Source organism: Lentzea sp. NBC_00516 (assembly GCF_036346835.1).
Lineage (GTDB): Bacteria > Actinomycetota > Actinomycetes > Mycobacteriales > Pseudonocardiaceae > Lentzea > Lentzea sokolovensis.
In genome coordinates, this window is the sequence record NZ_CP107840.1 from 4,882,837 (window position 1) to 4,908,072 (window position 25,236).

Annotated in this window: 19 protein-coding genes and 3 rRNA genes; 9 read left to right on the forward strand and 13 right to left on the reverse strand. The window is 66.5% G+C overall.

Going from position 1 to position 25,236, the window contains the following annotated elements; genetic code table 11:
• Window positions 1-53 precede the first annotated feature (53 nt).
• Window positions 54-425, reverse strand: coding sequence for a very short patch repair endonuclease (locus tag OG205_RS21190; RefSeq protein ID WP_330277969.1), 372 nt, complete (start codon window positions 423-425; stop codon window positions 54-56).
• Between the two features lie 48 nt (window positions 426-473).
• Here OG205_RS21190 and OG205_RS21195 point away from each other — a divergent pair, with 48 nt between their 5' ends.
• From OG205_RS21195 to OG205_RS21205, 3 genes are all read left to right on the forward strand, one after another.
• Entirely contained in the window at window positions 474-1,106 is a 633-nt protein-coding gene (locus tag OG205_RS21195; protein WP_330277970.1) for a hypothetical protein, read from the forward strand.
• A gap of 199 nt (window positions 1,107-1,305) precedes the next feature.
• Entirely contained in the window at window positions 1,306-2,205 is a 900-nt protein-coding gene (locus OG205_RS21200; protein WP_330277971.1) for an XRE family transcriptional regulator, read from the forward strand.
• Window positions 2,206-2,330: 125 nt separating this feature from the next.
• A complete protein-coding gene (locus OG205_RS21205) occupies window positions 2,331-3,248 on the forward strand; it encodes a hypothetical protein (RefSeq protein ID WP_330277972.1) in 918 nt (305 codons plus the stop codon).
• Here OG205_RS21205 and OG205_RS21210 read toward each other — a convergent pair.
• Together OG205_RS21210 and OG205_RS21215 are read right to left on the reverse strand one after the other, a co-directional pair.
• Window positions 3,221-3,463 (reverse strand): hypothetical protein, encoded by a 243-nt coding sequence (locus tag OG205_RS21210; RefSeq protein WP_330277973.1) that lies wholly within the window; start codon window positions 3,461-3,463, stop codon window positions 3,221-3,223. The two genes, OG205_RS21205 and OG205_RS21210, sit on opposite strands and share 28 nt — an antisense overlap.
• A 29-nt stretch (window positions 3,464-3,492) precedes the next feature.
• Window positions 3,493-4,020 (reverse strand): SDR family oxidoreductase, encoded by a 528-nt coding sequence (locus OG205_RS21215; RefSeq protein WP_330277974.1) that lies wholly within the window; start codon window positions 4,018-4,020, stop codon window positions 3,493-3,495.
• Window positions 4,021-4,108: 88 nt separating this feature from the next.
• On the opposite strand from OG205_RS21215, the gene OG205_RS21220 reads away from it, so the two are divergent.
• Both OG205_RS21220 and OG205_RS21225 read left to right on the forward strand, forming a co-directional pair.
• Window positions 4,109-4,468 (forward strand): nucleotide pyrophosphohydrolase, encoded by a 360-nt coding sequence (locus OG205_RS21220; RefSeq protein ID WP_330277975.1) that lies wholly within the window; start codon window positions 4,109-4,111, stop codon window positions 4,466-4,468.
• Window positions 4,465-5,055 (forward strand): hypothetical protein, encoded by a 591-nt coding sequence (locus OG205_RS21225; RefSeq protein ID WP_330277976.1) that lies wholly within the window; start codon window positions 4,465-4,467, stop codon window positions 5,053-5,055. The genes OG205_RS21220 and OG205_RS21225 overlap by 4 nt, the downstream gene beginning before the upstream one ends.
• Here the strand turns inward: OG205_RS21225 and OG205_RS21230 are convergent.
• The 9 genes from OG205_RS21230 to OG205_RS21270 all read right to left on the reverse strand — a co-directional run bounded on the left by OG205_RS21230 (window position 5,052) and on the right by OG205_RS21270 (window position 18,049).
• Entirely contained in the window at window positions 5,052-5,216 is a 165-nt protein-coding gene (locus OG205_RS21230; protein ID WP_177230081.1) for a hypothetical protein, read from the reverse strand. The two genes, OG205_RS21225 and OG205_RS21230, sit on opposite strands and share 4 nt — an antisense overlap.
• Window positions 5,217-5,393: 177 nt before the next feature.
• A 5S ribosomal RNA gene (gene rrf / locus OG205_RS21235) occupies window positions 5,394-5,510 on the reverse strand.
• Between the two features lie 111 nt (window positions 5,511-5,621).
• Window positions 5,622-8,704 (reverse strand): 23S ribosomal RNA (locus tag OG205_RS21240).
• 343 nt (window positions 8,705-9,047) lie between these two features.
• Window positions 9,048-10,564 (reverse strand): 16S ribosomal RNA (locus OG205_RS21245).
• Together the 16S, 23S and 5S rRNA genes form the textbook arrangement of a ribosomal RNA operon.
• 397 nt (window positions 10,565-10,961) lie before the next feature.
• Window positions 10,962-12,089 (reverse strand): sensor histidine kinase, encoded by a 1,128-nt coding sequence (locus OG205_RS21250; RefSeq protein ID WP_330277977.1) that lies wholly within the window; start codon window positions 12,087-12,089, stop codon window positions 10,962-10,964.
• 3 nt (window positions 12,090-12,092) lie between these two features.
• Complete coding sequence (locus OG205_RS21255; RefSeq protein ID WP_330277978.1) at window positions 12,093-12,776, reverse strand: response regulator transcription factor; 684 nt, start codon at window positions 12,774-12,776, stop codon at window positions 12,093-12,095.
• Window positions 12,777-12,891: 115 nt separating this feature from the next.
• A complete protein-coding gene (gene dxs, locus OG205_RS21260; protein WP_330277979.1) occupies window positions 12,892-14,796 on the reverse strand; it encodes a 1-deoxy-D-xylulose-5-phosphate synthase in 1,905 nt (634 codons plus the stop codon).
• Window positions 14,797-14,858: 62 nt separating this feature from the next.
• Window positions 14,859-16,064, reverse strand: a complete 1,206-nt coding sequence (locus OG205_RS21265) for a class I SAM-dependent RNA methyltransferase (RefSeq protein WP_330277980.1) — start codon at window positions 16,062-16,064, stop codon at window positions 14,859-14,861.
• On the reverse strand, window positions 16,061-18,049 hold the full coding sequence (locus OG205_RS21270) for an APC family permease (protein WP_330277981.1): 1,989 nt from the start codon (window positions 18,047-18,049) through the stop codon (window positions 16,061-16,063). Before OG205_RS21270 ends, OG205_RS21265 begins: the two co-directional genes overlap by 4 nt.
• Window positions 18,050-18,131: 82 nt before the next feature.
• On the opposite strand from OG205_RS21270, the gene OG205_RS21275 reads away from it, so the two are divergent.
• Entirely contained in the window at window positions 18,132-18,794 is a 663-nt protein-coding gene (locus OG205_RS21275) for a potassium channel family protein (protein WP_330277982.1), read from the forward strand.
• Complete coding sequence (locus OG205_RS21280) at window positions 18,794-19,450, forward strand: potassium channel family protein (protein ID WP_319978216.1); 657 nt, start codon at window positions 18,794-18,796, stop codon at window positions 19,448-19,450. The genes OG205_RS21275 and OG205_RS21280 overlap by 1 nt, the downstream gene beginning before the upstream one ends.
• Here the strand turns inward: OG205_RS21280 and OG205_RS21285 are convergent.
• Window positions 19,447-19,941 carry an RICIN domain-containing protein gene (locus OG205_RS21285; protein ID WP_330277983.1) on the reverse strand — a complete coding sequence of 165 codons (495 nt, stop codon included), beginning with the start codon at window positions 19,939-19,941 and terminating at the stop codon, window positions 19,447-19,449. The genes OG205_RS21280 and OG205_RS21285 overlap by 4 nt on opposite strands.
• 89 nt (window positions 19,942-20,030) lie before the next feature.
• Between OG205_RS21285 and OG205_RS21290 the strand changes: the two genes are divergently transcribed.
• Together OG205_RS21290 and OG205_RS21295 are read left to right on the forward strand one after the other, a co-directional pair.
• Window positions 20,031-22,577 (forward strand): AAA family ATPase, encoded by a 2,547-nt coding sequence (locus tag OG205_RS21290; protein ID WP_330277984.1) that lies wholly within the window; start codon window positions 20,031-20,033, stop codon window positions 22,575-22,577.
• 43 nt (window positions 22,578-22,620) lie between these two features.
• Window positions 22,621-25,167, forward strand: a complete 2,547-nt coding sequence (locus OG205_RS21295; protein ID WP_330277985.1) for a LuxR C-terminal-related transcriptional regulator — start codon at window positions 22,621-22,623, stop codon at window positions 25,165-25,167.
• The last annotated feature ends 69 nt before the right edge of the window (window positions 25,168-25,236 follow it).

Consider the following 25,236-nt stretch of genomic DNA (forward strand, 5'->3'; position numbering starts at 1 on the left):
AGAAGGGCCGCGAGTGCGGTGCTCTGGGCGACATCGCCCGGGGCACCGCACTTTCATGTCTTGGCCGGACTCGCGGACGTGAGCTGCACATCGGTGTCCCGGTCGCGAACGACCACCCCGTGCAGCTTCACCCTCCACCACTCGCGGTTCGCCTTCGGCAGTTGACCGTGCTCCGGGCACGAGTGCCAGAAGCATCCGTCGACGAACAACGCGATCCGCGCCCCACGCAGCAGCACGTCGACACGTCTGCGGCGGTTGGTGCCCGGCGGGGCGACGTCGACGAGGTAGCGCAGCCCCCGGCGGTGCACCGCTCTCCTGACCGCCAGTTCCGGCGCGGTGCCGACGCGGCGAGTGCGGCGCATGACCTTCGACGTGGCCTCGGACGTGGCGGGCGGAGCAGGGCCCACGTCGACGTAGCGGTACATGACCAGCAGTTTCCCGGAAATGTCAGACCCCGTCGCTACCGTCGGCCCATGACCAACGCCGCCTTCCGCAAGCTCACCCCCACCACCGGCGAGAAGCTCGCCGACCTGGGCCTGCGCCTCGCGATCCTGGACCGCGCGATCGCCGCCGGTATCGACGCACGCGCCGCCTCGCCGCCGTTCGGGCCGACCAACGCGCCGGGCCTGCTCGACTGGATCCACCGGGTGGGCACGCTGCGCCAGCTCCTCGCGGCCGAGGGGTGGCAGCGGCTCGACCACTGGAACGCTGGCCTGATCCAGCACCCGTCCCGCCCGATCCTGCTCGGCACGTTGCAGGGCAATCGCGGTACGGGGTCGCCGGAGGCGCCGTTGCGCAGCGACTACGCGAAGGGGCCCGCCATCGCGGCGATGATGCGGGACAACGACCACGACCAGTTCGCGCTGTTCGAGAACATGCGCAGCGAAGGGCTGAAGTTGTGGTTCCTGGTGACGTATCCGCTGCAGCTGGAGGATCGGCTCGTGGTGTTGCGCGAGGTGTCGCAGCCGGAGCCGACGCCGCAGAACCAGATCATCGAGCGGTGGGCGCATCGGATCCCGTTGCCGCCGATGGAGTTCCCGCAGCGCAGGACGCCCAATGTGGATGGTCCGGAGGAGGTGGACTTCCCGATCGCGCTCCGGCGCTGAGCCACGGCTGGAAGCTCGACGGTGGCGAGCACTCGCTCGGCCTCCGAACCCAGGCCGCAGGAAGTTGCCCGGCTGATACATGTCGACCGCGAGTGCAACGAACCCGTGACCAGGTCGAACGGTCGCGGAACGCTGATCTGATCAGTGCACCAGGACCCGCGTGGCATCGCGACGGTCCAAGAGCGACAATGGCCGGATCATGCTCACGCCCTCGCGACTCACGCTCGCCCGCACCCGGCGCGGACTCACCGCGGCCGAGCTGGCGCGGAAGTCGGGCGTGCAGGCGCGGGCCATCGGCGAGTACGAGCGCGGGCTGCGCAGGCCCAAGGCCGCCGCGGTCGAGTCGCTGGCGGGAGCGCTCGGATTTCCGGCCGAGTTCCTGACCGCGCCGGAGCCTCCGCGGCCGCAGAACGCGCCGGACGACGCCCAGGCGACGGCTGCCGCGCAGCTCGCGATTGAGTTCAACGGCTGGCTGGAGCGGCTGTTCGTGCTTCCCCAGCCCTCTTTGCCGCCGCCTCGGACGTCGCCGCAGGGCACGCGTGACGCGTGGCGGATCGCCGCCGGGCCGGCGCCGAACATGGTCCAGCTGCTGGAGTCTCGTGGTGTGCGGGTGTTCTCGCTGCCGGTCGACTGCGTCGAGCAGGAAGCTTTCTCCTGCTGGCACGACGGAACTCCGTTCCTGTTCCTCGCGCCGACGGCGACGCCGGAGCAGGCGCGGTTCGACGCGGCCGTCCAGCTCGCCGTGCTTCTCGGGCACGACGAGCCGCACGAGTTCGCCGCCGAGTTCCTGATGCCCCAGCGGCAACTGCCCGGCACCGACCACCGGCACTGGCACGTGGGCAGGGACCAGTTCACGAAATGGGCGAACGTCCACAGCCTCGTCCAGGGCGGCATGACGCGCCGCGAGACCTCGAAACTGCTCACCAAGGTGTTCAGGGTCCTCCGCGAGAACGGCACACCGCCGTTGCACGTGGCCAAGGAACTGAATCTGGGCCTTGAGGAACTCAACGGGCTGGTGTTCGGGCTCGTGCTGACCGCATTGCCGGGTGGCGGGGAACCGGGGCCGCGAGGCCGCGCGCGCCTCACCCTGGTCCACTGATCGATTCTGGTCACGGGCTGGAGTCTCCAGTTCGTCGTACTAGGCCAAATGAGCGAACTGTGAAACGCATCGTCCGGCATGCCCGACACTGAGAGTGACGGGAAGCCGAGTCGTGAGGATGCCCCATGACGATGCAGCAACGCACAGAACCTTCGCCTGCCGCAGTCCTGATAGCCGTTGCCGTGCTCGCGCTGGTTCTGACCGTTGCTTTCGGCCCACTGGGCTTCGTCATCGGACTCGCGCTGTTCGCGTTGATGTTCATCGGCACCAAGCACAGCTCGGCCGAGCAGATCGCCCCGTCGCGCACTCGGTCTCGCCTGCGACGGCTGTCCACGGCCGGGCGGGTGGCGATCGTCGGCGAGGCGCATCACCAGGACGCCATCGCCGAGGTCGCGAGGCTCTCCACGCTCGATCTCAACGACGACAGCTCCGTCCCGGCGACCGCGGTGCTGGTGCCGGAGTCCCCCGGCCGGCACGACCGCGCGGCGGTGCGAGTCGACCTGCTGCGCGGCGACGGCACCGCGACCACCGCCGGCTACCTGCGCAGTGAGCAGGCCCTCGAATACCAGCCGCTCCTGTCCGAACTGGCCGAGCGCGGCGAGATCGGCTCGTGCCCGGCCCGCATCATCGGCGGCGGCCAGCCCTACGGCGTGCACCTGCATCTCGGCGTGCCGCGGCTGCTGCTGCTCGACCACGAGGCACTCGGCACGGCTCCGACGCTGCCCGCTGAACAACAGGTCGCCGTCATGGGCGAGAGGGCCCATCAGCACGTGCTGCACCGTGTCGTGAACGGCCGCACTCCCGTTCACGTGATCGCTGAACTCCGCGACTGCCGGATCGCCAGAGGCTCTCACATCGGTGAACACACACTTGAGGTGCTGCTCGAAGGCGAAAGCATCGGCCAGCTCACGTATGCGATGGGCCTTCGCTACTGCGACATGGCGCAGGAGTGGCGCGCCCGCACGGGGCGCGCGCTCTGCGAAGCCGTCATCACCAACGAGGGCACGCGCGGTCTTCAGGCGAACTTGCTGCTGCCCAGGTAGTCGGCGAACGTCCGCGGCGCACGGCCGAGGACCCGCTGCACACCGTCGGACAGGTGCGCCTCTTCTCCCGTGCGGATGCGCATGAGCAGCATCGTGACGAGGTCCGCGATCTCGTCCGGGTAGCCGAGCCCGCGCAACGCGGCGGCGAACTCGTCCGGCTCGATGTCGTTGTACAGAACGGGCTTGCCCGTCACCGCGACGATCCGCGCCAGCATCTCGGCGAACGACAACGCCTCGGGCCCGCTCAGGTCGTGGTCTGCCCGTGGTGACCGGGTTCGGTCAGGGCGACGACGGCGACCTCGGCGATGTCCGCGACGTCGATGAACGGGTGGACGCCCTGACCGGCCGGCACGGCGAGTTCACCGTTCTGCACGGGCTCGGCGAACAGGTCCTCGTCGAAGTTCTGCATGAACCAGGTGGGCCGCAGGATCGTCCACTCGGCGCCCGAGTCCTTGATCGCCGCTTCGAACGGGTCGCCCTCGGGGGCGCCGCGCATCGACAGCAGCACGAGCCGGGTGATGCCGGCCTTCACCGCGACGGTCACGAACTCCGCGAGCTGCGAGGGGTTGTCCGGCGGCACGACGTAGACGGCGGTGGTGCCGGCGACCGCGGCTTCCCAGGTGTCCGGGGCTGACCAGTCGAACGTCGTGGACGCGGAGCGCGACGCCGGACGGGCGGCGGGGCCGAGGAGAGCCGTGACACGGCGGCCGGTCTTGCCGGTGGCGCCGAGAACGAGGATGGACGAGGTGTTGATCGCGCTCGATGTTGACATGACTAGAGCTAATCAACATTGACGCGGACGATCCATGCCTCATCAGCCGCCATCCTTGCTCGTTCGTCCACGTGGTAGTTAGTGAGTCATGAGTCAGCGTGATCTCGTGGACCTGAGGGACGCCCTGCGCGCGTTCGCCGCTGCCCGCGACTGGGACAGCTACCACACGCCCAAGAACCTGGTGATGGCGTTGTCCGGGGAGGTCGGGGAGCTGACCGACCTCTTCCAGTGGCTGACGCCGGAAGAGGCGGAAAACGCGATGAAAGACCCCGAACTCGCGTGGAACGTGAGAGACGAGCTCGCGGACGTGATGCACTACCTCACCAGGCTCGCGGACAAGCTCGGTGTCGATCTGATCGAGGCCTCGTTCGCCAAGATCGAGCGCAACGAGCGACGGTTCCCGACCGGGAGCCTGACCCCCGTGCCTGTCGAGAAGGGTGAGCTGTGAGTCTGCAGAACGTGCACGTCCTGCACGTGCACCAAAAGGTCACGTTCATGGTCAACCGCTACGAGGTCTTCGCCGACGACAACGGCAAGCCCGGCGGGCAGGTCGGCTTCGCCGAGCAGAAGAGGCTCAAGATCAAGGAGCGGATCACGATCTACACCGACTCCTCGAAGAGCCAGGTGTTGTTCGAGTTCAACGCTCGCAAGGCGATCGACCTCGGCAGCGGCTACGACGTGACGGACGCGAACGGGCAGCGGATCGGGTTGTTCCGCAAGGACTTCGCCAAGTCGCTGCTGCGGTCGACCTGGCACCTGGAACAGCCGGGCCTGCCCGCGGTGACCGGGGCTGAACGCAACAAGTGGCTGGCGGGCTTTCGCCGGCTGTGGCAGTGGATTCCGTTCATCGGAGACGCGCCGTTCCCCATGCGGTATCACTTCGACTTCGTCGCGGAGAACGGCGCTCCCGTGTTCAGCGTCGACAAGAAGACCTGGATTCGTGACCACTACCTGGTCACCGTCCAGAATCCTGGCGTCGATCGCCGGCTGGTCATCGCCCAGGCCGTGGCGCTCGACGCGCTGCAGTCCCGCTAGAGGTACGTGAGCAGGAGGAGGATCAGGCACACCAGCAGCACGACGCCGAGCACCGCGGGCAGGACCGACTGCGAGGACGGCGCGGGCTCGCGGGCGTGCCTGCCCCGCCTCCTGCGCGCTCGCCACCGCAAAGGTGCCTCCCCTGCCCACTGCTCGTTCATGACGATCACGGTAGGGATCGGGAAGCCGGGCTTGACTCGTGTCACCCGCTCGCCGGGGCGTCATCACCCGGACAGCCGCTCAATGAACACGGCACCACTTGCACGAAGGCATGGAAAAGAACGTGAAAAAGCCCTGCGGGGAGCGCTCAATGGCGCTCGACCCGCAGGGCAAATTAAGTTCGGCGGCGACCTACTCTCCCACACCGTAACCAGTGCAGTACCATCGGCGCAGAAGGGCTTAACTACCGGGTTCGGAATGGGACCGGGTGTTTCCCCAACGCTATGACCACCGAAACACTATGGAATTCAACCTAAAACCCCGAACCAGCAGGAAACCTACCCCGCTGGGGGTTCGATCGGTTCTGGTTGTTCTTCCAGAACCGCACAGTGGATGCGTAGCGTCTTTGTAACAAGTCCTCGGCCTATTAGTACCAGTCAGCTCCAACCGTTACCGGTCTTCCACCTCTGGCCTATCAACCCAGTGGTCTAGCTGGGGGCCTTAACCCACGAAGGGTGGGATACCTCATCTTGGAACGAGCTTCCCGCTTAGATGCCTTCAGCGGTTATCCCTTCCGAACGTAGCCAACCAGCAATGCTCTTGGCAGAACAACTGGCACACCAGCGGTCCGTCCGTCCCGGTCCTCTCGTACTAGGGACAGCCTTCCTCAAGTATCCTACGCGCGCGGCGGATAGGGACCGAACTGTCTCACGACGTTCTAAACCCAGCTCGCGTACCGCTTTAATGGGCGAACAGCCCAACCCTTGGGACCTACTCCAGCCCCAGGATGCGACGAGCCGACATCGAGGTGCCAAACCATCCCGTCGATATGGACTCTTGGGGAAGATCAGCCTGTTATCCCCGGGGTACCTTTTATCCGTTGAGCGACCACGCTTCCACAAGCCATGGCCGGATCACTAGTTCCGACTTTCGTCCCTGCTCGACCCGTCAGTCTCACAGTCAAGCTCCCTTGTGCACTTGCACTCAACACCTGATTGCCAACCAGGCTGAGGGAACCTTTGAGCGCCTCCGTTACTCTTTGGGAGGCAACCGCCCCAGTTAAACTACCCACCAGGCACTGTCCCTGATCCGGATCACGGACCGAGGTTAGACATCCAATACGACCAGAGTGGTATTTCAACGTTGACTCCACACTGACTGGCGTCAGCGCTTCACAGTCTCCCACCTATCCTACACAAGCCGAATCGAACACCAATACCAAGCTATAGTAAAGGTCCCGGGGTCTTTCCGTCCTGCCGCGCGTAACGAGCATCTTTACTCGTAATGCAATTTCGCCGGGCCTGCGGTTGAGACAGTCGAGAAGTCGTTACGCCATTCGTGCAGGTCGGAACTTACCCGACAAGGAATTTCGCTACCTTAGGATGGTTATAGTTACCACCGCCGTTTACTGGCGCTTAAGTTCTCAGCTTCGCCCCGAAGGACTAACCGGTCCCCTTAACGTTCCAGCACCGGGCAGGCGTCAGTCCATATACATCGTCTTGCGACTTCGCATGGACCTGTGTTTTTAGTAAACAGTCGCTTCTCGCTGGTCTCTGCGGCCGTCTCGCCCTAGCCTGCAAGAGGCTTCAAGCGCTACGGCCCCCCTTCTCCCGAAGTTACGGGGGCATTTTGCCGAGTTCCTTAACCACAGTTCGCCCGATCGCCTTGGTATTCTCTACCTGACCACCTGTGTCGGTTTGGGGTACGGGCCGCGTGAAAGCTCGCTAGAGGCTTTTCTCGGCAGCATGGGATCACTCTACTTCGCCTCAATCGGCTACGCATCACGTCTCAGCCTTAATGAAGCACGGATTTGCCTATGCTTCGGCCTACACGCTTGCACCAGTACTACCACTCACTGGCGGAGCTACCCTCCTGCGTCACCCCATCGCTTGACTACTACAAGTTCAGGTCCCGCGCTCCACAGTCCCCATCGGCCCGAAGGCTTTCAGGAGGTGCTTTGGGCGGTTAGTATCACAAGGTTCATCATGGGCGCGTTCACACGGGTACGGGAATATCAACCCGTTGTCCATCGACTACGCCTGTCGGCCTCGCCTTAGGTCCCGACTTACCCTGGGCGGATTAGCCTGGCCCAGGAACCCTTGGTCATCCGGCGGACGAGTTTCTCACTCGTCTTTCGCTACTCATGCCTGCATTCTCACTCGCATAGCGTCCACGGCTGGATTACTCCGCCGCTTCAACCGCTACACGACGCTCCCCTACCCATCCCGAGTAAACTCGAAATGACACAGCTTCGGTGGTGTGCTTAAGCCCCGCTACATTGTCGGCGCAGGACCACTTGACCAGTGAGCTATTACGCACTCTTTAAAGGGTGGCTGCTTCTAAGCCAACCTCCTGGCTGTCTGTGCGACCCCACATCCTTTCCCACTTAGCACACACTTAGGGACCTTAGCTGGCGTTCTGGGCTGTTTCCCTCTCGACTACGAACCTTATCGCCCGCAGTCTCACTGCCGCGCTCTCACACCACGGTATTCGGAGTTTGGTTGATTTCGGTAAGCTTGTAGGCCCCCTAGACCATCCAGTGCTCTACCCCCGTGGTGAAACACACGACGCTGCACCTAAATGCATTTCGGGGAGAACCAGCTATCACGGTGTTTGATTGGCCTTTCACCCCTAACCACAGCTCATCCCCCAGGTTTTCAACCCTGGTGGGTTCGGGCCTCCACGCGGTCTTACCCGCGCTTCACCCTGGCCATGGCTAGATCACACCGCTTCGGGTCTAGACCACGCGACTCAAGCGCCCTATTCAGACTCGCTTTCGCTACGGCTACCCCACACGGGTTAACCTCGCCACGTAGCACTAACTCGCAGGCTCATTCTTCAAAAGGCACGCCGTCACCCCTAAAGGCTCCGACGGATTGTAGGCACACGGTTTCAGGTACTATTTCACTCCCCTCCCGGGGTACTTTTCATCTTTCCCTCACGGTACTAGTCCGCTATCGGTCACCAGGGAGTATTTAGGCTTAGCGGGTGGTCCCGCCAGATTCACAGCGAATTTCACGAGTACGCTGCTACTTGGGAACACTCTAAACAGACGATAGGTTTTCGAGTACGGGAGTTTCACCCTCTACGCTCACGCTTTCCAGACGTATTCCTCTAACCACACGTTTTCTGACTGTTTGCCAGTTCGGCAGAACTGACCAAGAGGTCCCACGACCCCGTACACGCAACCCCTGCCGGGTATCACACGAATACGGTTTAGCCTCTTCCGCTTTCGCTCGCCACTACTCACGGAATCACGGTTGTTTTCTCTTCCTGCGGGTACTGAGATGTTTCACTTCCCCGCGTTCCCTCCACATACCCTATGTGTTCAGGTATGGGTGAACCCACATGACTGGGTCCGGGTTTCCCCATTCGGAAATTCTAGGATCTCAGCTCGGTTGACAGCTCCCCTAGACTTTTCGCAGTCTCCTACGTCCTTCATCGGCTCCTGGTGCCAAGACATCCACCGTATGCCCTTACTAACTTGCTACAAAGATGCTCGCATCCACTGTGCAGTTCTCAAAGAACAATCAGACACTCTCGCACCAGTGCGAACGCCGGCCTGACCAATGTCAGGTGGTTCATCCGCGGCAAGAGCCCGACCACTGAAAGACACGAAAAGCGTGTTCCCTCAGGACCCAACAGCGTACCGATCTATTCATCCAGCCCCCGCGACACCTTTCCACGCACCCGAAGGCGCAGTACTCACTGTCGAAACAACCGAACGTCTAGCCAGCCAGCATCCACTAATGAGCCCTACCTCGCTTAAGCGAGTGCAGGTTCTGACTACCGCTCGGAACGTTTGCCCAAGATCGGTAGTAGATGCTCCTTAGAAAGGAGGTGATCCAGCCGCACCTTCCGGTACGGCTACCTTGTTACGACTTCGTCCCAATCGCCAGTCCCACCTTCGACCGCTCTCCCCCTTGCGGGTTGAGCCACGGGCTTCGGGTGTTACCGACTTTCGTGACGTGACGGGCGGTGTGTACAAGGCCCGGGAACGTATTCACCGCAGCGTTGCTGATCTGCGATTACTAGCGACTCCGACTTCACGGGGTCGAGTTGCAGACCCCGATCCGAACTGAGACCGGCTTTATGGGATTCGCTCCACCTCACGGCTTAGCAGCCCTTTGTACCGGCCATTGTAGCATGTGTGAAGCCCTGGACATAAGGGGCATGATGACTTGACGTCATCCCCACCTTCCTCCGAGTTGACCCCGGCAGTCTCCCATGAGTCCCCGGCATTACCCGCTGGCAACATGGAACGAGGGTTGCGCTCGTTGCGGGACTTAACCCAACATCTCACGACACGAGCTGACGACAGCCATGCACCACCTGTGAACCAGCCACAAGGGAGGCTCTATCTCTAGAGCTTTCTAGTCCATGTCAAGCCCAGGTAAGGTTCTTCGCGTTGCATCGAATTAATCCACATGCTCCGCCGCTTGTGCGGGCCCCCGTCAATTCCTTTGAGTTTTAGCCTTGCGGCCGTACTCCCCAGGCGGGGTGCTTAATGCGTTAGCTGCGGCACAGAGGGCGTGGAAGCCCCCCACACCTAGCACCCACCGTTTACGGCGTGGACTACCAGGGTATCTAATCCTGTTCGCTCCCCACGCTTTCGCTCCTCAGCGTCAGTGTCGGCCCAGAGACCCGCCTTCGCCACCGGTGTTCCTCCTGATATCTGCGCATTTCACCGCTACACCAGGAATTCCAGTCTCCCCTGCCGAACTCAAGTCTGCCCGTATCGACCGCAAGCTTGGAGTTAAGCCCCAAGTTTTCACGGCCGACGCGACAAACCGCCTACGAGCTCTTTACGCCCAATAATTCCGGACAACGCTCGCACCCTACGTATTACCGCGGCTGCTGGCACGTAGTTAGCCGGTGCTTCTTCTGCAGGTACCGTCACTTGCGCTTCGTCCCTGCTGAAAGAGGTTTACAACCCGAAGGCCGTCATCCCTCACGCGGCGTCGCTGCATCAGGCTTTCGCCCATTGTGCAATATTCCCCACTGCTGCCTCCCGTAGGAGTCTGGGCCGTGTCTCAGTCCCAGTGTGGCCGGTCACCCTCTCAGGCCGGCTACCCGTCGTCGCCTTGGTAGGCCATTACCCCACCAACAAGCTGATAGGCCGCGGGTCCATCCCATACCGCCTGAACTTTCCACACCGAATCATGCGATTCAGTGTCGTATCCGGTATTAGACCTCGTTTCCAAGGCTTATCCCAGAGTACAGGGCAGGTTACCCACGTGTTACTCACCCGTTCGCCGCTCGTGTACCCCGAAGGGCCTTACCGCTCGACTTGCATGTGTTAAGCACGCCGCCAGCGTTCGTCCTGAGCCAGGATCAAACTCTCCAATAAGGATTATGTTTGATCGCTCCAGACGGAATATGTCTGGCATCAATCTGGTCTTGCCTCAAAGGAACTACCTCGACGAGGAGGTAATTCATATATTACTGGCTGTGTTTCGGCACGCTGTTGAGTTCTCAAAGAACACGCGCACACCGCAGCTCATCTCCGAGGAGAGTCACTTCCGGGGCTGTGTCAGGCTTAGAAGTCTTTCGCCGCACTCCGTTCCGGCTGTGTTTCCCGGCCCGTTCCGTGCTGGCATGGAGAAATTTACACGGGCGCCCCAGGAGATCCAAATCGGGGGTCCCTAACGGCGTAACCGCAGGTCAGACACTACGCCGACGGCCCAAACCCGCCAAGATCGACGCAGAGTGTGACCGGGGCCACGCCGACAATCTTGTATCCGGCTTCACCGAGGTGCGGCGGGCAGGTGCACGGAGACCGACAGACCACCGGTCGGCACGGCCACTGCCTGCGCAAACCCGCCGTGGGCCGCCACCGCGGCACGCACGATCGAGAGCCCGAGCCCCGTGCCGGACTGGCTGGTCCGGTCCTTGCCCCCGCGGCGGAACGGCTCGAACAGCTCCTCCACGCGGTCCGGCGGGATCAACTGGCCGGACGACGACACCCGCAGCACCGACCACTGCGGTCCCGTCTCCACCACCGTCTCGATCCATCCGCCGACGTGGTTGTGCCGGGTGGCGTTCTCGAGCAGGTTGCCGGCGATGCGCTCCAACAGAGCCGGATCCCCGACCGCGAGCGCCGGCACGCACCGGAACACCGCGCGCAGGTTCCGTGCCTCGGCCTCGGCCCGTGTCGCCTTCCACGCGGACTCGACCACAGCGGACAGGTCCACCGGCTCACGAACAGCAAGCCCGATCCCGTCCGTACGTGCGAGCAGCAGCAGCGCCGACACCAACTGTTCGGCACGCTCCCCCGCCGCACGCACGACACCGGCCATGCGCCGGAGCTCTTCGACGTCGGCGTCCGGATCGGACAGAGTCACGTCCAGCTCAGTGCGCACCACCGAGAGAGGAGTGCGCAGTTCGTGCGATGCGTTCGCCACGAACCGGCGCTGCGAGTCGAAGGCGGCTTCCAGCCGGTCGAGCATCGAGTCGAACGTGTCCGCGAGCTCCGCGACCTCGTCACGCGGACCTTCCAGTCGCAACCGCGACCCCAGCGACTCGGCCGACAACCGGCGGGCAGCACCCGTCACGTCGTGCAGTGGCTTCAGGACACGGCCGGTGAACGTCCATGCCAGGACAGCAGCAGCTACGACCATGCACGCGAACGCGATCAGTCCAGCGCGTAGCAGGTCCTGACGCGCGGTGGCCGTCAACGCGTCGGTCAGCACCTTCACGGTGACGGTGACGCCGTCGACCGTGACCTGGGTGTCGGAGGGGAACGACGGCGACGAGTCGAAGACCCGCCCGACCAGCGTCCAGCCGAGGAAGAGCAGGACAGCACTCACCACGGCGACGAGCGCGGTGGTGAGCAGCGTGATCCGGAGACGCAGTCCTGGCCCGCGTCGGCGCACAGGTCAGTCCTCTGCAGAGCCGTTCGAGGCACTGGGGACCCGATAGCCCGAGCCCACGACGGTGTCGATGATGCCCGGCTCGCCCAGCTTCTTGCGCAACGTCATCACGGTGACGCGCACGGTCGTGGTGAACGGATCGGCGTTCTCGTCCCACACGCGCTCAAGCAGCTCTTCGCTGCTGACGACCGATCCCTTGGCCGCGAGCAGCACTTCGAGGACCCCGAACTCCTTGCGGGTCAGCTCGATCGGCTGCCCGCCGCGCGACACGGTGCGCCGCGCCGGGTCCAGTTCGACGTCCTGGGCGGCGAGCACGGGCGGCGTCGCCGGGGTGGCGCGCCGGGCCAGTGCCCGCACGCGCGCGACCAGCTCGGGGAACGCGAACGGCTTCGCGAGGTAGTCGTCCGCGCCCAGTGACAGGCCGGACACGCGATCCTCGATGGACCCGCTCGCCGTCAGCATCATGACCCTGGTGAGCGCGCCGGAGCTGAGGATCTCCTTGCACAGCTCGTCGCCGGACATCCCGGGGAGGTCTCGGTCGAGCACGACCACGTCGTACCGCGTGACGGTCGACTTCTCGTGCCCGGTCTCGCCGTCGTAGGCGACGTCCACGGCCATGCCTTCGCGCCTCAGGCCGCGAGCGATCGCGTCGGCCAGAGGCGCCTCGTCCTCGACTACCAGAATCCGCACGCCTCAAAGGTGCCACATTCACCTGAGAAGGCGCTTAACGACACCTTCACAGGCTGTTTCGGCCAGGAATTCCTCGCCGGCCGGTGCCATCACGACCCCGGCCGGCGACGAAGTCCTACTTCTCAGCCGGCGCGTCGATCTCGACGGGCAGGCACTCCAGACGAGCGGCCCACTCCGTCACGCGCCGTGCGACGTCCTGCGCGGTGATGCCGCACAACGCCAGCACTTCGCCACGGTCACCGTGGTCGTGGAAGCGTTGCGGCAGAGCGATGTCGCGCAACGGCACCTCGACGTCGGCATCGCGAAGCGCGGCCGCGAGAGAGGAGCCGAAGCCACCGTGGCGGCCACCGTCCTCGACCGTCACCACGAGCTTGTGCGACGCGGCCATCTCCACGAGGTCCACCGACATCGGGTAGATCCACCGCGGGTCGACGACCGTCACGCCGATGCCCTGGTCCTCCAGCCGTTGCGCGGCCTCGAGACCAAGCCCGCCCAACGCGCCGACCGTCACCAGCAGCACGTCGTTGCCCGAACGCCGAAGCACGTCCACGGAACCCACGCGCTCCAACGCGGGCAGGTCCGGGCCGACCGAGGCCTTCGGGTAGCGGATCACCGACGGCGCGTCCGAGATCGCCACGGCCTCTCGCAGCTCCTCGACCAGCGTGCCGGCGTCACGCGGCGCCGCCACGTGAATGCCAGGGATGACGCCGAGGATCGACATGTCCCACATGCCGTGGTGCGACGCGCCGTCCGGGCCGGTGACGCCGGCCCGGTCCAGCACGACGGTGACGCCCTGCTTGTGCAGCGCGACGTCCATCAACAGCTGGTCGAACGCGCGGTTCAGGAACGTCGCGTAGACGGCCACGACGGGGTGCAGCCCGCCGATCGCCAGACCGGCGGCGGAGGTGAATGCGTGCTGCTCGGCGATGCCGACGTCGAAGAAGCGCTCCGGGTACGCCTTGGCGAACGGGTCGAGGCCGGTGGGCCCCTGCATCGCGGCCGTGATCGCCACGATGTCCGAACGCTCGCGGCCGACCTGCACCAGCGCGTCGGAGAACACGTGCGTCCAGGTCCGGCTGGACGGTTTGACGTCCTCGCCGGTGATCGGGTCGATGACGCCGGTGGCGTGCATCTGGTCGGCCTCGTGGTTCTCGGCCGGCGCGAACCCCATGCCCTTGCGGGTGACCGCGTGCACGATCACCGGGCCGCCGAACGACTTGGCGCGCTGCAGTGCGGCTTCCAGCGTCGCCATGTCGTGGCCGTCGACCGGGCCGATGTACTTGAGGCCGAGGTCCTCGAACATCGCCTGCGGCGCCAGCGCGTCCTTGATGCCGCGCTTGGCGGCGTGCAGCGCGGCGTAGAGGGGCTTGCCGAAGAACGGCGTCTGCTGCAGCGCGCTCTTGCCCTTCTCCAGCACGCGCTCGTAGCCGGGACGCAGCCGCAGCGACGACAGGTGGTCCGCGAGACCACCGATCGTCGGTGAGTACGAGCGGCCGTTGTCGTTGACCACGATCACGACGGGACGGGTCTTGTCCGCCGCGATGTTGTTCAACGCCTCCCAGCACATGCCTCCGGTCAGCGCGCCGTCACCGACGACCGCGACCACATGGCCGTGGGCGCCGTTGATCTGCTTCGCCTTCGCCAGGCCGTCCGCGTAGGACAACGCCGTCGAGGCGTGCGAGCTCTCCTGCACGTCGTGCTCGGACTCCGACCGCGACGGGTACCCCGACATGCCGCCCATCTTGCGCAGCCGGTCGAAGCCGTCGCGGCGGCCCGTGACGATCTTGTGCACGTACGACTGGTGACCGGTGTCGAACACGATCGGGTCCTGCGGCGAGTCGAAGACCCGGTGCAGTGCCACGGTCAGTTCGACGACACCCAGGTTGGGGCCCAGGTGCCCGCCCGTCTTGGACACCTTGTCGACCAGGAAACGCCGGATCTCCTCACACAGGCGCGACAGCTGCGCCTCGTCCATCCGTTTCAGATCAGCTGGTCCGTGCACGGACTCCAGCAGGGTCACCACGCCCACCTCACTCCTGAAGACTTCGGCTCAGTCTACGGAGACGCGACTGAGACGCTGCCTCAACTCGTCTCAGGCACGAGCAGGGCGATGCACTCCATGTGATGGGTCATGGGGAACGCGTCGAACGCCCGCAGCTCCGCGAGCCGGTACCCCTGAACTGTGAATTCGGCCAGGTCGCGGGCCAGTGCGGCGGGGTCGCAGGCGACGTAGACGACCCGTTCGGGACGGCGTCGTGCGACTTCAGCCACAACGACCTTGCCCGCCCCCTTGCGAGGGGGGTCGAGGACCACGACATGAGGGTTCTCGACGGGCAGTTTGCGGGTCACGGCGAGCTCCACCTTGTCCGCCACCCACTCCACCTGGGACATGCGGCGGAGGTTGCGCCGGCCGTCCTCCACGGCACCGGGGAAGGACTCCACGACCAGCACGGATCCGCTTTCGCCGACCTGCCGTCCGAGCACGGAGGCGAAGAGGCCCGCACCGCCGTACAGGTCCCACGCGCGTTGCCCCGGCTTGGCCGCGGCCCACTCCCCCACGACGGACGCGAACGTGTCCGCGGCGGCCGGGTGGACCTGCCAGAAACCATCGGCCGAAACTCGCCACTTTCGTTGGGCAGCGGTCTCGACGGCCGTACCGGTTCCGGCGCGTCGCGTGGTGTGTCGGCCACGCACCTCACCCACATGACGGTTGCCGTCACCGTCCTGGACGATCGTGAGCTCCTGTGCCCGCCACTTTCGGTCGGTCACCGCCTCGACCATGCCCGGCCGGGAGATCACACAGTGGTCGATCGGGATCACATCGTGGGAACGCAGACCCCGGAAGCCCGGCTTCCCGTCGCGGCCGACGGCCATCCGGATCCGGGTCCGCCACTCCAGCGGACCGCCCGGCAGCGCCTCCACGACCACGTCGCGTTCGATCTTGGCGAGCCTCGACAGCTGCTCGCGGACGACCTCGGCCTTCAGCTCCCGTTGCGCGTCCCACGAGACGTGCTGGAAGTCGCAGCCGCCGCACATCCCCGGCCCGCTGAACGGGCACGGTGCCTCGACGCGGTCCGGTGACGGCTCCAGGATCTCCACGGCGTCCGCACGGCAGAACGAGCCGCCGTTGTCCTCGTACACGGACACCACAACGCGTTCGCCGGGCAGCGCGTGACGCACGAACAGAACGCGCCCCTCGTGCCGTGCGACGAAATGCCCGCCGTGGGCGACAGGTCCTACTTCTACTTCGAACTTGCGTCCGGTCCAGTCTTCTTTGGTGGTGCTCATCGGTCGTCAAGTCCCCTTCGGACAGCGCCGGGCGCGATGACGTCCTTGTCCTTGACCTTCTTCACCGAGGATTCGAGCTGCCACGGGACACTGGTCACCATCACACCCGGCTGGAAAAGCAGCCTTCCCTTGAGCCGCAACGCGCTCTGGTTGTGCAGAAGCTGCTCCCACCAGTGGCCGACCACGTACTCGGGAATGAACACGGTAACAACGTCGCGTGGGTTGTCCGACTTGACGCGCTTGACGTAGTCGAGAACGGGCTTGGTGATCTCCCGGTAGGGCGACTCGATCACCTTGAGCGGGATCTTGAAGTTCTCCTTCTCCCACTCCGCGACGAGCCGGCGCGTGTCGCCGTCGTCGACGTTGACGGTGACGGCCTCCAGCACGTCCGGACGCACGGCCTTGGCGTAGGACAACGCCCGCAGCGTCGGCATGTGCAGTTTGGACACCAGCACCATCGCGTGGTTGCGCGCGGGCATCGTGCGCACGCGCTCCTGCTTGCGCAGTTCCTCGGCGACGGTGTCGTAGTGCTTGCGGATCGCGGTCATCAACGCGTAGATGGCGGCCATCGCGGCGATGGCGATCCACGCGCCCTTGGTGAACTTGGTGATCAGCACGATGATCAGCACGGTCGCGGTCAGGGCGAGTCCGAACGTGTTGATGGCCTGCGAGCGCCGCATCCGCCGGCGCACCTGCTCGTCGGTCTCGGTCTTGAGCAGCCGGTGCCAGTGCTTGATCATGCCGAGCTGGCTGAGCGTGAACGAGACGAACACACCGACGATGTAGAGCTGGATCAGCCGGGTGACCTCGGCGTCGAACGCGATCACCAGCACGACCGCGAACCCGGCCAGGAAGATGATGCCGTTGGAGAACGCCAGCCGGTCGCCGCGGGTGTGCAGCTGCCGCGGCAGGTAGCGGTCCTGGGCGAGGATCGAGCCGAGCACCGGGAACCCGTTGAACGCGGTGTTCGCGGCGAGCACCAGGATCAGCGCGGTGACGCCGGCGATGAAGTAGAAGCCGGGCGGGAAGTTGTCGAACACGGCGTGCGCGATCTGCGCGACCATCGTCTTCTGCTCGTAGCCCGCTGGGGCGTTGGTGATCTGCTGCTGCGGGAACTCGGCCATCCGCACGTCGGTCAGCTGGGCGAGGATGATCAGGCCCATCAGCATGACGACCGAGATGGTGCCCATCAGCAGCAGCGTCGTCGCGGCGTTGCGGGACTTGGGCTTGCGGAACGCGGGCACGCCGTTGCTGATCGCCTCGACGCCGGTGAGGGCGGCGCAGCCGGACGAGAACGCCCGCAGCACCAGGAACACGAACGCGAGGCCCATCAGGTGGTCCTGCTCGGCGTGGATCTCGAGGCCCGAGCTCTCCGCCCGCATGTCGTCGCCCATCACGAAACCGCGGAACAGGCCGTAGCCGATCAGGCCGAAGACGCCGACCATGAAGGCGTAGACCGGCACGGCGAACGCGCTGCCGGACTCGCGGATGCCGCGCAGGTTCACCGCCGTCAGCAGCACGATGGCCGCGACCGCGAACTCCGCCTTGTGGGTCGCGACGAACGGGATCGCGGAGCCGATGTTCGCCGCGGCCGCCGAGATCGACACCGCGACCGTGAGGATGTAGTCGACGAGCAGTGCGCTCGCCACCGTGAGCCCCGCACGGCGGCCTAGGTTGACCGTCGCGACCTCGTAGTCGCCGCCGCCGGACGGGTAGGCGTGCACGTTCTGCCGGTAGCTGGCCACCACGGTGAGCATCACCACGACGACCGCGACTCCAACCCACGGCGCCATGGTGTAGGCGCTCAGGCCCGCCACCGACAGCATCAGGAAGATCTCCTCCGGCGCGTACGCGACCGACGACATGGCGTCGGAGGCGAACACGGGCAGGGCGATGCGTTTGGGCAGGAGGGTGTGCGCGAGGCGATCACTGCGGAACGGCCGTCCTACCAGGAGGCGTTTGGCAGCGGTGGCGAGCTTGGACACCGCCAGAGCGTAAGGGGTCCGCTCACCAGGACGGGCTAATGCTCGGTAGGTTCTGCGCAAGGTTCGCCTGAGGAGGCATGTCGTGCACGTGGTGATCATGGGGTGTGGCCGGGTGGGGGCGTCCCTGGCCAAGGCTCTGGAGCGACTCGACCACCAGGTCGCCGTGATCGACAAGGACCCGCAGTCGTTCCGCAGGCTGGGCAGCGACTTCCACGGGCAGCAGGTCGTCGGCAACGGTTTCGACCGCAATGTCCTGATCGAGGCGGGTGTCGAGCGCGCGGGCGCGTTCGCCGCGGTCTCCAGTGGTGACAACTCGAACATCATCTCGGCGCGGGTCGCGCGCGAGACGTTCGGAGTCGAGCACGTCGTCGCGCGCATCTACGACCACAAGCGCGCCGCCGTGTACGAGCGGCTGGGAATTCCGACCGTGGCGACGGTGCCGTGGTCGACGGACAGGTTCCTGCGGATGCTGTTGCCCGAAGGCGCGGCGACGGCGTGGCGCGACCCGTCCGGGACCGTGGCGGTGCTACCGATCGAGGTCGCCGAGGAGTGGGTCGGGCGGCCGGTGCGCGAGCTGGAAGAGGCGATCCGGGCGCGCGTGGCGTTCGTGATGCGCTTCGGCACCGGCGTGCTGCCGGACGCGAAGACCGTCGTGCAAGCCGATGACACCATCTACGTGGCGGCGCTGTCCGGCACGATCACCGACGTCGCGGCGGCGGCGCTGCAGGCACCGGAGGAGAGCTGATGCGGATCGCTATCGCTGGTGCGGGAGCGGTGGGACGGTCCATCGCGCAGGAGCTCGTCTCGGACGGGCACCAGGTCATGCTCATCGAGCGGGACCGCAAGCACTTCGACCCGAACTCGGTCGAGCAGGCCGAGTGGGTGCAGGCCGACGCGTGTGAATTGTCCTCTTTGGAGGACGCGGGCATGCACCTGTGCGACGTGGTGATCGCCGCGACCGGTGACGACAAGGTCAACCTCGTGGTGTCGCTTCTGGCCAAGACGGAGTTCGCGGTCCGTCGCGTCATCGCGCGTGTGAACGACCCGACGAACGAATGGCTCTTCACCGAGTCATGGGGTGTCGACGTCGCCGTGTCGACGCCACGGCTGTTGGCCGCCATGGTCGAGGAGTCCGTGACGATCGGTGACGTCGTACGGCTGATGACGTTGCGCCAGGGCCAGGCGAACCTCGTGGAGATCACGCTCGACGAGTCGACGCCGTTCGCCGGCCGCGCGGTCTCGGAACTGGAACTGCCCCGTGACGCCGCTCTGGTGACGATCCTGCGCGGCGGGCGGGTCATCGTGCCGCAGCCGGACGACACGCTCGAAGGCGGCGATGAGCTGTTGTTCGTCACCACCGCCGCCGTCGAGCAGGACATCAAGACCGCCCTGGGTTATTAGGCCCACCAGTACTGGTTGCCGCCTCCGTGGCAGTCCCACAGCTGCACGGAGGCGCCGTTCCACCAGTTCGCGCCCGCGATCTCGACGCACCGGTTGCCGGACTGCCACGACCGGATCCGGCCGACCTCCGCTGTCGAGGAGGCGGGGCGGTAGAACAGCTGGAAGGCGTTGTTGCTCGCCTGGCAGTCGTACATCTGCAGGTGGGCGCCGTTGTCGAGGTTGCCCCAGGCGGCGGTGAGGCATCTGCCGCCGTCGGCGTTGCGCAGTCTCAGCCCGTCCCAGTACCAGCGCTGGGTGAGGGCGTTCTGGCAGTCGACCATGATGACGCCGGCGCCGTTCTGGCCGGTCGAGGCGGTCATGCACCGGCCGTTGAACTTCGACTGGACGTAGATGGTGTTCTGCGCCTGCGCCACGGAGGACGTCACGAGGACGCCGCCGGCGACGAGGGTCAGTGCTGCCAGGATCGCGGCCTTGCGTTTGAGAAGGTTCATGGACTTTCGACGCCTGCCGCTCACCGCCTGATACAGGGCATGCTCGTCCGGTCCGGTATCTGCGCATCGGAAGCGAGCACTTACCACCTGTGAGCGATCAGCTGCCCCTGGTCGGGCGCGAGAGAGAGCTTCGGACCGCGTTGCAGGCGTTGGCCGTGGACGGCGCGGTGCTGCTGTCCGGCCCGCCGGGCGTGGGCAAGACACGTCTGGCCGCCGAGGCACTCGCCGCCGTGCCGCACCCGGTGGTGCGTTGTTACGCCACGGTCGCCACGTCCCGGATTCCACTCGGCGCGATCGCGTCGCTCGTTCCTACCAACCTGCCTGCCTCGCGGGGGTCGATCCTGCCGTCGTCGTCCGTGCGCGCGGCCGCCGAACATCTCTCTCGTGGCGGGCGGCGGGTGTTGTCGGTCGATGACGCGCATCTGCTCGATGACGCATCGTTGTTGGTGTTACAGCATCTTGTGCGTCACCGGCTGACGCGGATCATCTGCACCGCACGGCCCGGCTGGGGCATGGAGGGGCTGACCGTCGTCGGGGTCGACGCGCTGGACCAGGAACGTGCGGGCGCGCTGCTGGCGACGGCTCTCGGCGGTCCCGCCGACGCCTCGACACGGCGCCTGGTGTGGGCGAACAGCCAGGGAAATCCGTTGTACCTCAAGGAACTCGTCGCCGCGGGACGGCACTCGGGCGCGCTGACGGAGACCGTGGGCGGGTGGAACTGGAGCGGACCGCTGGAGCTGTCCGGGCGGCTCGCCGAGCTCGTCGACCTGACGCTGGGACGGCTCGCGGAACCGCAGCGGCGGGCGTTGGAACTGCTTGCCTACGGCGAACCGCTCGAACCCAGGTTGTTGCCCGTTCCGCAGGATCTCGTGGACATGGGGTTCGTGCGGATCGGTGATGACGGACGTGCGCGCGTCGCGCATCCGCTCTACAGCGCGCGCTTACGTGCGACGTGCCCGACTCTGCGGGCGCGAGCGCATCGCCGTGCGTTGGCCGATCGGCTGGAAGCGGAAGGCGCGGACCGGCCTGACGACGCGGTGCGCGTCGCGACGTGGCGGCTCGACAGCGGGACGGCCGAGTCGCCGGACGTGCTGGCCCGGGCTGCCGAGCACGCACTGTCCGCGCAGGACTGGGAGCTCGCGGAACGGCTCTCGCGCGCCGCCATGGCGCGTGGGGCGACATCACGTGTGGGGCTCGTGCTGGGTCTTGTGCTGATGTACCAACGTCAGTGCGCACAGGCCGAGGAAGTGCTCGCCGAGACCATGGCGGCGGGCGGCGACATGCTGACGGTGATCCAGGTCGGCTGTACGCGCGCGTTCAACCTGTTCTTCGGTCTTGGTGACGAGGACGCCGCCGTGGCCGTGCTGGATCTCGTCACCGCACGGGAGCTGCCGGCCGAGTCGGAGCACGCGGTGCTGTTCTTCGCGCTGACGTTCGCGCTGGAGGCCGCGCCGCTGGGAATCGCGCGACTCGGCGGTGAGCTGCTGATCGCCGAAGGCGGCTGGGCGGCGACGGCGGGACGGCAGGTGCTGGCGTTCGCCGACCAGTTCGCGGGCCGCTACACCGAGGCCATCGCACGGGTCGAGGACAACCATGAGGCCGTGCTGGCGACAGCGGGACGGTTCCCGTCGTTGATGAGCGCGGCGAACGGTGTGCGCAACGAGAGCACTCTGCGGTGCGGTGACCTCGTAGGTGCGGAGAAGCGGGGCGCGCAGGCGTTGGCAGAGGTGATCGAGGAGGACCGCTGGTCGGTCACGCAGGTGCCGCCGCGGGTGTTGCTGAGTCAGAGCGCTCGGTGGCGCGGGAAGGCTGCTTCGGCGGTGCGGATCACCGCCGAGGGCGTTCCGGACCCGGCCGCGCTGCCGATGATGTGGGACGTGCTGCTGCTGGCCGAGTTCGCGGCCGGTGCGGCGTTGCAGGGGCAGTCGGATCGCGCTTTCCGCGCGCTGGCTCGCGCGGAAGCCGGGTTGCGGCCCGCGTGGCGTATCGCGCAGTTCGCCGTGGGGGCCGCACGGTCGTGGGTGCTCGCGGGCGCCGGTCGCGTCAACGAGGCGATGCAAACCGCGTTGGACAACGCGACCTTGGCTCGGGCGCACGGCGCGTATTCCGAGGAGATCGGGTCGCTGCACGACGCCGCACGGTTCGGTGCGGACACCTCACCTCGTCTTCTGGAGCTCGCGAAGTCACGCAAGGATCCGCTCACGACCGCGTACGCCTCGCACGCCCAGGCGCGCGCGTTGCGTGACCCGGCGGGGCTGGAGGAGGTGGCGGCGGCGTTCACGGCGTGCGGTGCCACTTTGTACGCGGCCGAGGCACTCGCGGAGGCGAGCAGGCTCTCGCGGTTGCACGACCGGCCCCGTGACGCGGACCGGCTGGAGCGGCAGGCGTCGGCGCTCGCGGAGTCGTTCGACGGCGCGACCACGCCCGGTCTGGTGGTGACGAGCACGCTCGCCGCGTTGACGCCACGCCAGCTGGAAATCGCGCGGCTGGCCGTGGCCGGGCTGACGAACGTGGAGATCGGCGAACGGCTGGCGATCGCCAAACGCACCGTGGACAACCATCTGCACACGACGTACGCGGCGGTCGGTGTGACAGGCCGGGGTGGCTTGCGCGCGTTGTTCGGCCAAGGCGCGTAAATCGATGTGCCCGGTGAGCCGGACCTTCGGCACACTGCGAGTTGTGTGGCCGTTCGTGGGCAGGGTGCGGGAGCTCGAGGACGTGATGTCCGCGCTCACCGCAGTCGACGAGAAGGGCGCCGCGCTCGTCGGTCCCGCCGGTGTGGGCAAGACCCGGCTCACGGACGAGGTCGTGGCACGGCTGGAGCGCACCGGTCTGACCGTGCGGCGCTGCTACGCGACGGTGGCGACGTCGACGATCCCGTTCGGGGCGATGGCCGCGATGCTGCCCGCCGACATGCGCACGGCGAACCCACTCGGTCGCGCCGTGGAGCATCTTCTGTCCGAACAACAGCCGTTGACGATCGTGGTGGACGACGCGCATCTGCTCGACGACGCCTCCATCGCGTTGCTGCACCACGTGATCCGGCACGGACACGCGCGAGTGCTGGTGACTTCGCGGCCCGGTGAGCGCACGGAACTGTGGCAGGAGGGGCTCCTGCGGCGCTACCCGCTGGGAGACCTGTCGCGGTCCGAGTCAGATCTGCTGCTCGAACGCGCGCTGGACGGGCCGATCGACACCCGGTCGGCGTCGCTGCTGTGGTCGGGCAGCGCGGGAAACCCCTTGTACCTCAGGGAACTCGTCGTGTCGGGCCGCGCGGTGGGGGCGTTGCGCGCGGAGGACGGCATCTGGTCGTGGCACGGCGCGATCGAGCTTGGCGGACGGCTCGCGGAACTCGTGCGGTCCAACCTCGGCCGGCTGGAACCGCCGCACCGGCACGCGCTGGAGCTGCTCGCGTATTCCGAGCCGGTGGAACTAGACCTGCTGGCGTCACTGGTGCGGGACGAGACACTCGACGACCTGGAAACGCGCGGGTTGATCCGCGTCGTGCCATCGAGGCGACGCATGGTCGTGCGGCTCGGGCATCCGTTGTACGGCAGCCTGCTTCGTACGACGTGCCCGACGTTGCGCGCGCAGTCACACCAACGCGCGTTGGCCACCGCTCTGGAAGCAACGGGCGCACGCCGACGTGAAGACCTGATGCGCATCGCCACCTGGCGTCTGGACGGCGGTTCGCCCATCTCGGTGAACCTGCTGGCCGCGGCCGCCGAACAGGCCTGGGTCGCACAGGACGTGGCGCTCGCCGAACGCCTGTGCCGCGGCGCCGTCGAGGCGGGCGGGCTGAACCGCGTCGGGCACGTGTTCGGCCAGGTCCTGATGCACGGCCGCGCACCCGACCAGGCCGAGGCGACGCTGGCGGACGTCATGGCGGGCCCGCTGTCGGCGGAGGACCTGAGCCGCCTCGGCGCCACCCGGTCGATGAACCTCCACTTCGGCCTGGGCGACGCGAACGCCGCCGCCGCGGTGCTCGACCGCGTCGACGTGCCCGGCCTCCCCGCCGACCTGCGCGACTGGCTTCAGGTGGTCCGGGTGATCGAGGCCGCGCAACACGGCCACGTGGCGACAGTGCTGGAGAGCACCTATCAGCCCGTGGCCCCGCATCTGACCGTCCATTTGCGACGCACCAGAGCACTGTGCCTCCTGCATGCGGGCCGCTATCGCGAGGTTTCGGAGGAGATCGCCGCCTACGAGGCGTGGGAGGACTTGTCCGAGCCCGACGACGGCACTCTGCGCATGCGTTGCTTCGCGCTGGCGTTCGCCGGCAACCTCGCCGAAGCGGAAGCCCTCGCGCTGACGATGCACAACAGGCCGTTCGACGAGTTGGCCTTCACCGGCGCGACGTCGCTCTACGGCGTGCTGTCGTTCTGCGCGCGCATGCGAGGCCACGGCTCCCAAGCCCTGCGCCTGGCCCGTGAAGGCAGCCCGAAATCCCCGTCGCGTCCCTTGATCTTCGACGCCATCGCACTGGCGAACCTGGCCGGCACCGCGGCGATCTGCGGCGACGCCACCCTGGCCCAGGAAGCCCTCGCTCGCGCCGAGAAAGCCCGCCGCCCGGCATGGCGCCTCACCGGGACCACGGTCTCGGTGACCCGGTCCCAGGTGCTCGCCTGCACCGGCGACCTCCGTGCCGCCGCCGACGCCGCGATGGCCGCCGCCGACGAATGCGCCGAACTGGGCGCGCACGGCAACGAAGCGATGGCCCTGCACAACGCCGCCCGTCTAGGCGTGAACACATCCCAGCGCCTCACGGCCCTCACGGCCACGATGGACGACCCGATGACAGCGGCCTACACGGCACACGCGACCGCCCTCGCGCACGCCGCACCGACCGCGCTGGAGGCCACGGCAACGGACTTCCAGCGCCTGGGCGCCACCCTCTACGCCGCCGAAGCCCTCGCCGCCGCCACCCGCCTGCACCGAACCCAGGGCAACGCCCGCGCCGCCTCCCAGGCCTCCGCCCGCCAGGCCCTGCTGATGCGCGACTTCGACGGCGTCCGCACCCCGGCCCTGTGCGCCGACGACCTCACCCACCTGACCCGGCGCCAGGCCGAGGTCGCGCGTCTCGCGACGTCCGGGCTCACCAACCAGCAGATTGCCGAACGGCTCCACACCTCCAAGCGCACGGTCGACAACCACCTGCACGCGATCTACGGGGTTCTCGGCGTGACGGGGCGCGACGAACTGCGAACCGTGCTCGGCCCGTCCTGACTCCGTCGCCGACATCCGATATATCGCGGTCTCAGCCCTGGCCGTACGCCCCCACCTGCCCTTGGGCGC

Excerpts from the sequence above, each read along its gene's own strand:
- OG205_RS21190 (WP_330277969.1), bottom strand. The coding sequence starts at position 425 with ATGTACCGCTACGTCGACGTGGGCCCTGCTCCGCCCGCCACGTCCGAG.
- OG205_RS21195 (WP_330277970.1), top strand. The coding sequence starts at position 474 with ATGACCAACGCCGCCTTCCGCAAGCTCACCCCCACCACCGGCGAGAAG.
- OG205_RS21200 (WP_330277971.1), top strand. The coding sequence starts at position 1,306 with ATGCTCACGCCCTCGCGACTCACGCTCGCCCGCACCCGGCGCGGACTC.
- OG205_RS21205 (WP_330277972.1), top strand. The coding sequence starts at position 2,331 with ATGACGATGCAGCAACGCACAGAACCTTCGCCTGCCGCAGTCCTGATA.
- OG205_RS21210 (WP_330277973.1), bottom strand. The coding sequence starts at position 3,463 with ATGCTGGCGCGGATCGTCGCGGTGACGGGCAAGCCCGTTCTGTACAAC.
- OG205_RS21215 (WP_330277974.1), bottom strand. The coding sequence starts at position 4,020 with ATGTCAACATCGAGCGCGATCAACACCTCGTCCATCCTCGTTCTCGGC.
- OG205_RS21220 (WP_330277975.1), top strand. The coding sequence starts at position 4,109 with ATGAGTCAGCGTGATCTCGTGGACCTGAGGGACGCCCTGCGCGCGTTC.
- OG205_RS21230 (WP_177230081.1), bottom strand. The coding sequence starts at position 5,216 with ATGAACGAGCAGTGGGCAGGGGAGGCACCTTTGCGGTGGCGAGCGCGC.
- OG205_RS21265 (WP_330277980.1), bottom strand. The coding sequence starts at position 16,064 with ATGAGCACCACCAAAGAAGACTGGACCGGACGCAAGTTCGAAGTAGAA.
- OG205_RS21280 (WP_319978216.1), top strand. The coding sequence starts at position 18,794 with ATGCGGATCGCTATCGCTGGTGCGGGAGCGGTGGGACGGTCCATCGCG.
- OG205_RS21285 (WP_330277983.1), bottom strand. The coding sequence starts at position 19,941 with ATGAACCTTCTCAAACGCAAGGCCGCGATCCTGGCAGCACTGACCCTC.